This window comes from Blattabacterium cuenoti (genome assembly GCF_014251735.1).
Lineage (GTDB): Bacteria > Bacteroidota > Bacteroidia > Flavobacteriales > Blattabacteriaceae > Blattabacterium > Blattabacterium cuenoti_C.
The window spans coordinates 19,664-32,428 of the sequence record NZ_CP059197.1 but is presented as its reverse complement, the minus strand read 5'-3'; the positions used below and the strand labels follow the sequence as shown (position 1 = coordinate 32,428).

Below are 12,765 nucleotides of genomic sequence, written 5' to 3'. Positions count from 1 at the left end.
ACTAAGTGCATGTACAAATTAGATTTCTATCTCCGTATCCATCATCGATTCTACTAATGGATGGCCAAAACTTTCTCTCTTTTACCCAATTCAATGGATAAGCGGCTTTTTCTCTAGTATAAGGATAAATCCAGTTGTTTTCTGTTAATAAATCTAAACTATGTGGAGCATTTTTTAAGACATTTTCTTTTTCAGAAAATTGACCTTTTTCAATTTCCTTAATTTCTTTACGTATGTTTATAAGGGTTTCAATAAAACGATCTAATTCTTCTTTAGATTCACTTTCCGTAGGTTCTATCATCATACATCCTTCTACAGGAAAAGATATAGTAGGAGCATGATACCCATAATCCATCATTCTTTTAGCTATATCTATAACTTCTATCCCAATTGATTTGAAAATTCGACAGTCTATAATCAGTTCATGTGCTACTGTATCATTTTTTCCAACATATAATATTTTATAATCATTTTTTAATTTTTCCTTTATGTAATTAGCATTCAATATAGATATCTCCGTGCATTTTCTAAGTCCATATGGACCTAAAAGACGAATATAAGCATAAGAAATTGTTAAGATTAGAGGAGATCCATATGGAGAAGAAGAAACGGTCAATATTTTTTTATTTTTGTCTTTTTGAACAAATGGATGATCCGGAAGAAAAGGTTGTAAATGGGAAGCCACACAAATAGGTCCCATTCCTGGACCTCCTCCTCCATGAGGAATGGCAAAAGTTTTATGTAAATTTAGATGACATACATCTACACCTATTTTTGCTGGTTTCATCAATCCGATTTGTGCATTCATATTTGCTCCATCCATATAAACTTGCCCTCCATGATCGTGAATAATTTCTATAATTTCCTTGATATGAGATTCGTAAACACCATGAGTTGATGGATATGTAATCATTAATACGGATAAAAAATCTTTATTATCTTTTACTTTTTTCAACAAATCATTTTTATCGATGGATCCGTTTTTTTTGGTATGAATTAAGATAACTTTCATTCCAGCCATCATTGCCGATGCAGGATTAGTTCCATGTGAAGAAGTAGGAATTAGAGCCACATTTCTTTTATATTCTTGTAAATATTGATGATAAGCTTTGATAACCATGAGTCCAGCATATTCTCCTTGAGCTCCTGAATTAGGTTGTAAAGATATTCCAGAAAATCCAGTTATTTCTTTTAGGTATTTTTCTAAATTATGAATAATAAACTGATATCCTTTTGTTTGATCCTTAGGAACAAAAGGATGAATATTTCTCCATTCATATTGGCTAAGAGAAAATAATTCTGCAGATGCATTTAGTTTCATGGTGCATGATCCTAATGGAATCATAGAATGAGTTAAAGAAAGATCTTTTCTTTCTAGTCTTTTAATATAACGCATAAGTTCATTTTCTGAATGAAACTTATGAAAAATTGAATGGGTTAAAAAATTAGATTTTCTTTCTAAAGAATTAGGAATTTTATATTTTTCCTTTTGATTTTTTTTTAAAAAAAAATTATAGATATTTCTTTCCGTTTTATGATTATTAACTTCATGGAATATAGAAATAATATGATGGATATCCTCTTCACAGGATGTTTCGTCTAAAGTGATTGTCATCTGATGAGAATCTACATATCGGAAATTAGTTCTTCTGCGTTCAGCTATTTTTTTTAGTTTTTCTAAAGAAAAAATTTCTGGTTTGTCTATTCTAATTCTGAGAGTGTCAAAATAAAATGAGTTAATTTGCTCTATTCCATCAATAGTATGAATCAATCCATGTTCCAACTTTTTGGTACATTTATGAATATTTTCTGCTATTATTTTTAATCCTTTTGGACCATGATATAAAGCATACATAGAAGCCATTATAGCAGGCAATACTTGTGATGTACAGATATTGGAAGTTGCTCTTTCTCTTTTGATATGTTGTTCTCTTGTTTGCAAAGCCATACGAAATGCTTTTTTATTCTTTATATCCAAAGATTCTCCAATAATTCTTCCTGGAATAAAACGTTTATACTTTTCACGAGTAGAAAAAAAAGCAGCATGAGGTCCTCCATACCCCATAGGAATCCCAAAAGATTGAGTGGAACCTACCACTACATCCGCATTCCATTCTCCAGGAGGCGTTAATAAGGTTAGAGATAAAATATCTGCAGATACTACTACCGATATATCTTTATTCTTTGCATATTTGACTGTTTCACTATAGTCATATATTTCTCCTAAAGAGGAAGGATATGGAAGTAACAAACCGAATATATCTTTTTTTTGATATCTTTTTAATTCTCCATGAGAATCTTGAATCAATTTTATTCCTAAACCAAAACATCTAGTCTTGAGTATTGCGAATGATTGTGGTAAAATTTCATCTGAAACGAAAAAATAAGGATCATTTTTTATACGTCTTCTTCTTAAACTTTCTTTATAAATCATAAACATGGCATCAGCTGTTGCTGTTCCTTCATCTAACATAGAAGCGTTACTAATTTTCATGGAAGTAAGATCTGAAATCATAGTTTGAAAATTGATTAATGCTTCTAAACGCCCTTGAGATATTTCCGATTGATAGGGAGTATAAGGAGTATACCAATTTGGATTTTCTAAAATATTTCTTTGAATTACAGCTGGCGTAATAGTATTTTTATACCCCAATCCTATATAAGAACGAAAAACTTTATTTCTTTTGCTAATTCTGAAAATATGATTTAAATATTTGTATTCCGAAATAGAATTCGGAAGAATTAAGTTTTTTTTTAAACGTATTTCTTTTGGAATTGTTTTATTGATTAACTCTTTGATTGATCTACATCTTAATATTTTCAACATTTTGTGAATGTCTTCACAAGACGGACCTATATGTCTGAAATAGAATTTTTTTCTAATGAAATCCTCATTCATAAAAAATAGAAATTGTGTTTATATTTATAACATTACAAAGTTAGATAAATATTTAATCGTTTAAAAAATGAAAGTTACTATTATTGGAGCGGGAAATGTAGGAGCATCATGTGCTAGTCTTTTAGCTGAAAAAAATATCGTGAATGAAATCGTTTTATTAGATATAAGAGATAAAATTGCCGAAGGCAAGAGCTTAGATATAGCTCAAATGTTACCTATTATTAGTTCAAACACTCACACTCATATCATTGGCTTTACCAATGATTATTCTAAATCAAAAAATTCTGAAGTCATCATTATTACTTGTGGGATACCTAGAAAACCTGGAATGAGTCGTGATGATTTAGTAAATACAAATGCAAAAATCATTCATTCTGTAACTAAAGAATCTATTTATTTTTCTCCAGAAGCAAAATTTATCATCGTTTCTAATCCATTGGATGTCATGTCTTATGTAGCTTATCTTACAGCAAGAGTGGATTATTCTCGCGTGATTGGAATGGCTGGAATTTTAGATTCAGCTAGATATCGCTATTTTTTGTCTAAAGAATTGAATTGTTCTCCTCATGATATACAAACTTTATTATTAGGTGGACATGGAGATACGATGGTCCCTTTATACAGGTATACATCGATATCAGGAATTCCTATCATGGAGTTTATATCAAGAGAAAAAAATCAAGTAATTATTGAAAAAACCAAAAAAGGTGGGGAACAAATTGTAAATCTATTGGGGACTTCAGCTTGGATGGCTCCTAGTGCATCCGTGGTGCAAATGGTAGAAGCTATTATAAAGGATTCTAAACGAATTTTATCATGTTCTGTTTTTTTAAAAGGAGAGTATGATTTGAAAGATGTTTATTTAGGAGTTCCAGTTATGTTGGGGAAAACAGGAATAGAAAAAATTATAGAATTAAAACTGAACCAAGAAGAAAGAAATCTTTTAAAAAAATCCGCTAATCATATAAAAAATATGATAAAAAAATTGGATGATTTTCATTTTTAATTGATTTTTCAATTATGAAAAATCAGGTTTTGTTTATAGTACAGAATCTTCATCATAATATGATAAGAAGTTTATACAGTCTTTTTTAAAAGAATGGAAAGATCAAGTTTTTACAAAAATCATGCAGGATACAGGAATAATTTTACTATAGATGAATTTTTGATACCTATACAACAAACAGCATGTGTTTGTCATATGGTGGTTTATCATGGATATGTCCACTTTTCAATAAACGGATTCAAGAATATCAAGGGTAATTATAATTCATTTTATTCGAACTTATAAAAACATACAATACTATCTATAATCAATGATTATATGAAATCAATCACTTATTTTTATTTTTCTATGAAAATTAATAATTCTCCCTTTTGATAACTTATTTTTATTGGGTTTTCTATCGCTTCATTTCTAATTCCTATACGTTGACCTATTTTTAATAATTCCTTACTTATAGGATATTTTAGACCATGAGTAAGGAGTCCCTCTACTTTTGGAAATGGAAAAAGAGATATTTTCTTATTTTTTTTCTGATAAAAAACATGTTTTTTATCAGAAAAAAAATAAGAATGATAATCATCATGAAAAATTAAAGATAACTTTCTTTTATATTTCAAAGCTGTAGATAAATTTCCCAAAAAATGATCTTGTTCTTTTCCACTAGCTCCCCAAACATTCACATTAAAAAAACCTTGATCATGTATTATTTGTAAAGCTTTATCAAAATCAGTATAATTTTGATCATTTGTTTCAAAAAAATCCATTCCTAATGGAATATCTTTTCTTAAAATAGAATCGAAATCTCCACTAAGATAATCTACTTGTATTCCCATTTTTTCTAAATAGTAAAAAGCTCCATCAACCGCAAATATTTTTTTTTTATAAAAGAAATTTTTTTTGCAGCAAATATTAGGTGGTTCTCCATTAAGAAATAATTCTACTTCTGGACCTGTAAAACGATGATTCATTTATCTTTTTTATGTTTATGGGTTTTTACAAAATAATTTCCCAAATAAACTTTTTTTACCATAGGGTCTTGTATTAATTTTTTAGGAGGTCCATCTTTTAAAATTTTACCTTCAAACATGAGATAAAGGCGATCTGCTATCAGAAAAGTTTCTTGAACATTATGATCAGTAATTAATATCCCAATATTTTTTTTTTTTAAAGAAAGAATAATTTTTTGTAATTCTTCTATTGCTATAGGATCTATTCCAGAAAAAGGTTCATCTAAAAGAATAAACGTAGGATTGATAGCTAAACATCTAGCAATTTCAGTACGTCTACGTTCTCCACCAGAGATAATACCTCCCTGTAATTTTCGTATATGCTGTAACCCAAATTCTTCAAGAAGTTCTTCTGTTCTTATCTTTATTTCATTATAGGAATTTTTTTGCATTTCTAATATGCATAAAATATTATCTTCCACAGATAATTTTCTAAAAATAGATGGTTCTTGTGCTAAATATCCAATTCCTTTTCTAGAACGTTGATACATGGGATATCCAGTAATATTCTCTCCATTAAGAAATATTTCTCCTTTATCCGGTTGAATCATTCCTACAATCATATAGAAATAAGTAGTTTTTCCAGCCCCGTTTGGACCTATTATTCCCACTATTTCTCCACGATTTAAACGAATAGAGACATCTATTACCACGTTTTTTTTTTTATATTTTTTGTATAGATTTTTAGTTATCAAAGTCATAATTGATAATTGTTTTTTTTTAATCAGTTTGATTATTAAATTGCAAATTTATTTATGATATAAAGAATGAATATTTTCTTTAAGTTAAAGCAAGAATATTTTTTTGTTTTATTGATGTTGATAATGTTTTGTCCTTCATACGCTTTGGAAAAGATCGGGGGAATTACAGCTTTCATAGGAGATGAGATTATCTTAGATTCCGAAGTAAAACATTATTTAGATTCTAATAATAAAATTCCCCCTTGTAAAGGATTAGAAAATTTGATCATTCATAAATTAATACTTTATCATGCAAAAAAAGATACAAGTATACAAATAGACAATCAAGAAATACAATCAAAAAAAGAAGAATTTTTAAAGGGAGTTAATAGTGATTTTTACAAAAATTTATCTTTGGAAGAATTAACTGAAACAATTAAAAATAATCAGTATATAGAAAAGTTTTATCAAAAAATGAAGGAAGATATTGATATATCTCCTGAAGAAGTAAAATATTTTTTCAATAAAGAAAAAGAAAAACTTCCTATGATTCCTAAAAAAATTTGTGTTTCTTATATGATTTTATCTCCAAAATTCAGTAAAGAACATCGAGAAAAAATTATGAATTTTTTGAAAAAAATAAAAAATGAAATTCATTCTGATAATGATTTTTCCATGAAAGCTATTTTATTATCAGAAGATTATTCTTCTGCATTCAAAGGAGGTATTATTAATGGAATTAATAAGAAAAATATATCAAAAGAATTCGAACGAATAGTTTTTTCTTTAGAAGAAAAACAAATATCTGAACCTTTTGAAACAGATTTAGGTTTTCATTTAGTTAAATTAGAAAAAAAAAGAGGAGAAGAAATAGACATAAGACACATTTTAATCAAACCTAAATATACGGAAGAAGAATTACGAAGAGCTAAATCATTTGCAAATGAAATTAAAAATCGTCTTACAAATCATGAAATTTCTTTCGAAACCATTTCAAATGAAAAACCTTTATTGTATAATGAAATAGTGAATCATTCTGTATGGAAACAAGTTTGGTTTGAAGAAAATCAAATATCAAAAAATTTGAAAATAGCATTACAAAATTTAAAAGATGGAGAAATTACTGAACCTTATAAAGAAATTGTAAATGGAAAAGAAATTTTTTTCATAGTCCAATTATTAAAACGTAAACCTTCTCATCCTATTTCTTTTAAAGAAAATTATACTGAATTAAAAAATTTAGTCATGAATATAAAGCAAGAAGAAAAAATACAAAATTGGATAAAAAATCAGTTAAAAAAAACTTATCTAAGAATAGAGTATCCTTGTCCAGGTAAATAAGATTACTTATTGAATAAACCTGCATAGTATCCATTTAATTGAATTAATTCCTTATGACTTCCTTTTTCTACAAGATGACCTTTGTTTATCACTAAAATTTTATCAGCGTTTTCTAACGTAGAAAGACGATGAGTGATAATAATTGAAGTTTTATTTTTAGTTAAACTATCTGTAGCATGATAGATCAGTTTTTCTAATTCTTTATTTAAAGATGCGGTCGCTTCATCTAAGATCAGTATAGAATAAGGATGCATTTGGACTCTTAAAAAAGCAATCAATTGTTTTTCTCCAAGTGATAATATTCCTCCTCTTTCTTTTACAATGTATTTATATTCGTGAGGTAAAGATGTAATAAAACTATGTATTCCTATTTTTTTTGCCATTTTTTCTATTTTTTCTACACTAATTGAAGGATCGCCTAAGGTAATATTATTGATAATCGAATCATTAAATAAAAAGGTATCCTGTGTGACTACTCTTATATGAGATCTTAGATTTTTTAGCTCAATATCTTGAATACAATGTCCATCAATTAGAATTTTTCCTTTTTTTATATCGTATAATCTAGAAATTAAATGTGTTATAGTAGATTTTCCAGAACCTGTAGACCCTACTATGGCTATTTTTTCTCCAGGTTTTATTTCAAAAGAAATTCCTTTCAATACTGTTTCTCCATCAACATAGGAAAAATAAACATTATTAAATACAATATGTCCTTTTAATTTTTTTATTCGTATCTTTCCCTTATTAACAATCATCTCCTCCGAGTTTAATATAGAAAATATACGTTCTATGCCAGCTATTCCTCTTTGTATAATGTTAAATCTATCTGCTATTTGCCGCATAGGGCGAAAAAGAAGATAAATAAAAAAAATAAAAGCAATAATTTGTCCAGGTTTTACATTTTCACTTCCCATAGCATGAAAACCTCCATAAAATATTACAATACTTATTGTAGCTGCAGATACAAGTTCCACTATCGGAAAAAAAATAGAAAAATAAAAAATAGTTTTAAAATGTGCATTCATCAATCTATGATTGATAGATTTAAATTTTAAATATTCTTCTTTTTCTTTATGAAAAAGTTGTATAATAGACATTCCTATGATATTTTCTTGTAAAAAACTATTTAAACGTGAAGTTTGGACACGTTCTTCATGAAAAGTTTTTTTTAATGTTTTTTGAAAAAAACGAGTAATAAAGTACATAAAGGGGATTGTTAAAAAAACTATAAAGGATAACTCTTTATGTACCGTATACATCATAATAATAATCATCATGATTCTTAAAACATCTCCAGATACAAGTAGTATTCCATCATTAAATATGACAGTAATAGTTTCTATGTCTGAAACGGAATAAGAAACTAGTTTTCCAATTGGGGTTTTACTAAAAAAAGAATTATTGAAATGTAGTAATTTTTCAAACAATTGAATTCTTATTTTTTTTATAACATTTTGGGCTAGTATATTAGATAGATATAATAAAATAAAATGAAATATACTTTCTAAGAAAAGGAGTAAAATAATCCATATTAAAATGTTTTTCAGACCAAAAAAATCCTTATAAACTATATGAACGTCTATAGCCTTTTGTATCAATTTAGGACGATAAGCAGATATAAAAGATATTAATATAGAAATGCCTACTGTAACTATTAATATAAGTTTGTAATTTAAACTAATTTTTAAAAGTTGTTTTAAGGAAGATTTTTCTTTTTTTAAATTTTTTTTCATAGAAAAATGTCTTCTGGATAAATAATTTTAGTAAGAAACAAACCACATGCAGGAACGGAAGGACTACTACAAGAGGTAGGATCTTTTAACTCTATAATTTTTATAAATTTATTTATGCTAATTTTTACTCTTCCTACATCAATCAATGTACCAATTATGGATCTAACCATATTTCTTAAAAAACGATTAGCTTCAATAGTAAAACAAAAATGAATCTTATTTATTGACCAATCAGCATGATATATATCACATATATTATTTTTTTTATTCTTGTTCTTTTTACAAAAAGAACTAAAATCTTTATATTTCATTAAAATTTGAGAAGCTTGATTCATTCTTTGAATATCTAATGGATAGAAACAATGCCAAGAAAAATCTTGAAAAAATGGATTTTTTTCACTTGTCAAATAGTATTTATAAGTCCGGCTTAATGCATGAAATCTGGCATGAATATGTTTTTTAACTGGGAAAATATTGGATACATAAATAGATTTAGGCAAAAAAAGATTTAATCTATTAACAAAATTACTACTTATCTTTTCTTCGAAATCAAAATGTGCAAACATTTGTTTGGCATGAACTCCTCTGTCTGTTCTCCCTGCTCCTACTATATTTATAGAAGTATTTAATAATTTAGATAAACAATATTCTAATTGTCCTTCTACAGAATTTACTTTATTCTGAATTTGCCATCCATGATAGGGTTTCCCATTATACGATAATTCAATAAAAAATCTCAATTACATTTTTTTTTAAAAAAAAAGAAAAAACATTTTACTTTCTAAGATCGTTCAAAGATTCTCTAATCATAGAACATCCTTCTTGAATTTCTTTTTCTGTAATAGTTAACGGAGGAGAAATACGTAAAGAACTACTATGAAATAAAAAACGAAATAGAATTAATCCTTTTTTTAAACAAGATTCTAATACTTTTTGAGCATAATTTTTATTTTCCAATTCCAAAGATAAAAGAAGTCCTTTTCCATGAATATTTTTAATTTGATCATGAACTAAATATTTTCTTATCCATTTTTCTTTTAAAGAAATATCTTCCATAATATTAGAATCAATAAGTTGATTTAGTGTAGTTAAAGAAGCTGCAGCTGATACAGGATTCCCCCCAAAAGTGCTTAGATGACCCAAAGAAACACGATCAGAAAAAAATTTCATGATTTCATCAGATGACATAAATCCACTTATAGGCATTCCTCCTCCCATTCCTTTTCCCATTATTAGAATATCCGGAACTATTCCATAATGTTCAAAGGCAAAAAGTTTCCCTGTTCTTCCAAATCCTGTTTGTATTTCATCCAATATCATTAAAGCATTTTTTTCTTCACATTTTTTCTTTACTTCTTTGAGAAAAGAATTTTTAGGCAATGTCACCCCAGAAGAACATTGTATCGTTTCTAAAATAACACAAGCTGTTTTTTCTGTAATCGAAGAAGTTAATTCTTCGATTTTATTAAATGTAATAAATTTAATGAGGGGAAGTAGAGGTCTGAAAGACCTTTTGTAGTTTTCATTCCCCATAATACTCATAGATCCATGAGTACTCCCATGATAAGCCCATTTACAAGATATGATTTCTTCTCTTCCAGTATAACCCTTAGCTAATTTCAATGCACCTTCTACAGCTTCCGTTCCAGACGTTAGTAAATAAGTTTTCTTTAACGGATATGGAGTATTTTCTGCTAACTTTTTACAAAGTTGTACACAAGGTTCCTGTATGAATTCACCATAGACCATGGTATGCAAATATTTTTCTACTTGTTTTTTTATAGCATCTTTGATTTTTTTATTTCCATATCCGAAGGTATTGACAGAAACACCTGCCACAAAATCTAAATATTTTTTACCATCTTTTCCGTAAATATAATGACCATCTGCATAATCTACCCTAATTTTCATAGGATTAGTGAGCACTTGAGTCTGATATTGCATAAAATCATTTTCTAATCCTTTCATAAGAATTTAATTGTATTTTATTATTTGTTTGATTTCTTTTTTTTCCAATAAACTTTCTTTTCGATATTTTTCCATTTTTTTATAGATAAAATATTTTTCATTTTTAGGTTTTTCTTTTTCTCTCCAGGAAAAGTTAGGAATAAAAATAGGCTCATTCAAACTGGGATTATGCAAAAATAAGAGTTCTGAATTAGCATTATTTATACAGGAAATTTTTTTTATTTTTTTTCCTTCCTCTAAATCCATGTAGATCATTCCACAAGAAGATTTATTAATTATTTTCTTTATATTTTCCTTATTATGAAATAAATAATGGGAAATAACACTTTTCACATTTCCTTTAATCAAAATTTTTGATAAAATATTTTTTGGATGAAAAAAACCTATCATAATTTCTCCTTGTATTTGATTAAATTCATTTGAATTTGTTTTTTTTATGTATAAGGCATTTTTGAAAATTTTTAAATAATCTAATAAAAAATCTCTTTTAAGATGAATAGATATAAAATCTCCAGAAAATTGTTGATTATTTATCCAAAAAATAGGATTTCCATAAAAATCAATGGAATGATTTAATTTTTTGTATATCAAGTAATCACTTTTTCCTTGAATATTTTCATTCATAAAAAGACCTTTAACAGAAAAAACTTGAATTAAGTATGCAGAATCATTTTTGAAGTATATTTTTATAGCATCTGAATAAAGAAAGATAGAATCATCTGCAGATATTTTTATTACAGATACGGGATGGTTTTTTAAAGAAATTAATCCCGAAACCAAATCGTAATAACCATTACCTCCTATTATATAGGATTTTTTTTTTGTATCTTCTAAAAATACATTTTTGATAAATCCATATTTTTTCTTGTGATCGAAAAATAAATAATCTCCTGCTACAATTTTTCCATTGTAATGAATCCTACAATATTTTTTGGATAAAAAAATTTCTTCTTTGGAAAAAAAAGATCCTTCCTTTGTATAGATAAAATTATCTGTATTATTCCTTTCTATTATAATAGTAGGACTAGGGAAATTTATTTTATTTTTTTGGAATAGATATTCCATAGCATTGGAATATACTGTATATTTTTTGCTAAGTATTAATTTTACTTCCAATTTTAGTTTTGCCTTTTTTTCTACAGGAAAAAAATTCCCTTCTTTACTATATAGAGCTGAATCTTTATAAAAAACAAAACCACCTTTTTTATAAGAAATCTTTTTAAGATGCAGATTGTATTCTAAAATATTGGTAGATAATTTGAATTCATGGAAGAGTAAAACAACGTTTTTGATAGCATGAAAAATTTTTTTCCGAAAATTATAATTAATTGCATTTGCTGTTAATTTTATATTTTCTTGAAATAAAACTACCTTCCCTGAAACCTTCAGGTTCTTACTATTTCCATGATATTCTATTTCCTGAGAAAATATTTTGTTTTTATCTGATTTTAATTGAACATTTCCATATCCGGAAAATAGATTACTATTTTTGTAATAGATAGCTCTATCACAAAAAAGTTTATATCCATTATGTTGAAAATGAACATGTCCTATGAGTAAAAAAGCATTTTTTTCATTCTTTTGTATAAAATCGGCATGAATTAGTTTTATTTGTATTTTTTTTTTTTCCTTAGAGATCCCTTGATAGAAAAAAAGGAGAATGAATCCTAATAAAAAAAAACAACATTTTGAATTCATCTCTTCTTCATTTCAATTCAAAAATAAAATAGAATCTCCATGTTTAATTTTTTTTATATGCTATTAAGGATATTTCTATGTTCGCATCTTTTGGCAACCCAGAAACTTGGATAGTTTCTCTAGCAGGATAATATCCTATTGGAAAAAATTTTGAATATGAATAATTTATTTTTGGGAAATCTTCCATTTTTTTTACAAAAATGGAAGATTTTATAACGTGTTGAAAATCGATTCCAATTTCGGAAAGAATAATTTGTAAGTTTTTCATAACTCTTTCCGTTTCCATTTCTATAGTTTCATCAACTAATTTTCCAGTATCTGGATCAACGGCTATTTGTCCAGAAATAAACAGAAAATTTTCTATTAGGACGCATGTACTGTATGGTCCAAAAGAAGATATTTTTTTTATGGAAAATGTTTTTGGCTTCAT

Annotated in this window: 11 protein-coding genes; 3 read left to right on the top strand and 8 right to left on the bottom strand. The window is 26.9% G+C overall.

What is annotated here, in order from left to right; all coding sequences use genetic code 11:
• Window position 1 precedes the first annotated feature (1 nt).
• Entirely contained in the window at window positions 2-2,899 is a 2,898-nt protein-coding gene (gcvP, locus tag H0H60_RS00130) for an aminomethyl-transferring glycine dehydrogenase (protein ID WP_185862718.1), read from the bottom strand.
• Window positions 2,900-2,966: 67 nt separating this feature from the next.
• Here gcvP and mdh point away from each other — a divergent pair, with 67 nt between their 5' ends.
• On the top strand, window positions 2,967-3,905 hold the full coding sequence (gene mdh / locus H0H60_RS00125) for a malate dehydrogenase (protein WP_185862717.1): 939 nt from the start codon (window positions 2,967-2,969) through the stop codon (window positions 3,903-3,905).
• 93 nt (window positions 3,906-3,998) lie between these two features.
• Window positions 3,999-4,190: a hypothetical protein gene (locus tag H0H60_RS00120; protein WP_185862991.1), complete on the top strand. Its 192-nt coding sequence runs from the start codon at window positions 3,999-4,001 to the stop codon at window positions 4,188-4,190.
• A gap of 53 nt (window positions 4,191-4,243) precedes the next feature.
• Here the strand turns inward: H0H60_RS00120 and H0H60_RS00115 are convergent, their stop codons facing one another.
• Both H0H60_RS00115 and lptB read right to left on the bottom strand, forming a co-directional pair.
• Window positions 4,244-4,873 carry a thiamine diphosphokinase gene (locus H0H60_RS00115; RefSeq protein ID WP_185862716.1) on the bottom strand — a complete coding sequence of 210 codons (630 nt, stop codon included), beginning with the start codon at window positions 4,871-4,873 and terminating at the stop codon, window positions 4,244-4,246.
• Window positions 4,870-5,613, bottom strand: a complete 744-nt coding sequence (gene lptB, locus H0H60_RS00110; protein WP_185862715.1) for an LPS export ABC transporter ATP-binding protein — start codon at window positions 5,611-5,613, stop codon at window positions 4,870-4,872. Before lptB ends, H0H60_RS00115 begins: the two co-directional genes overlap by 4 nt.
• 123 nt (window positions 5,614-5,736) lie before the next feature.
• On the opposite strand from lptB, the gene H0H60_RS00105 reads away from it, so the two are divergent.
• Window positions 5,737-6,933 (top strand): peptidylprolyl isomerase, encoded by a 1,197-nt coding sequence (locus H0H60_RS00105; protein ID WP_238784903.1) that lies wholly within the window; start codon window positions 5,737-5,739, stop codon window positions 6,931-6,933.
• A gap of 2 nt (window positions 6,934-6,935) precedes the next feature.
• On the opposite strand, the gene H0H60_RS00100 is transcribed toward H0H60_RS00105, so the two are convergent.
• Genes H0H60_RS00100 through H0H60_RS00080 form a run of 5 tightly spaced genes read right to left on the bottom strand, consistent with a single transcriptional unit; the run spans window position 6,936 to window position 12,765 of the window.
• Complete coding sequence (locus H0H60_RS00100; RefSeq protein ID WP_185862713.1) at window positions 6,936-8,669, bottom strand: ABC transporter ATP-binding protein; 1,734 nt, start codon at window positions 8,667-8,669, stop codon at window positions 6,936-6,938.
• Entirely contained in the window at window positions 8,666-9,409 is a 744-nt protein-coding gene (gene truA, locus H0H60_RS00095) for a tRNA pseudouridine(38-40) synthase TruA (RefSeq protein WP_185862712.1), read from the bottom strand. Before truA ends, H0H60_RS00100 begins: the two co-directional genes overlap by 4 nt.
• A 34-nt stretch (window positions 9,410-9,443) precedes the next feature.
• Window positions 9,444-10,637: an aspartate aminotransferase family protein gene (locus tag H0H60_RS00090; protein ID WP_185862711.1), complete on the bottom strand. Its 1,194-nt coding sequence runs from the start codon at window positions 10,635-10,637 to the stop codon at window positions 9,444-9,446.
• A 6-nt stretch (window positions 10,638-10,643) separates the two neighbouring features.
• Window positions 10,644-12,335 (bottom strand): OstA-like protein, encoded by a 1,692-nt coding sequence (locus tag H0H60_RS00085; RefSeq protein ID WP_185862710.1) that lies wholly within the window; start codon window positions 12,333-12,335, stop codon window positions 10,644-10,646.
• Between the two features lie 43 nt (window positions 12,336-12,378).
• A complete protein-coding gene (locus tag H0H60_RS00080; RefSeq protein ID WP_185862709.1) occupies window positions 12,379-12,765 on the bottom strand; it encodes a RidA family protein in 387 nt (128 codons plus the stop codon).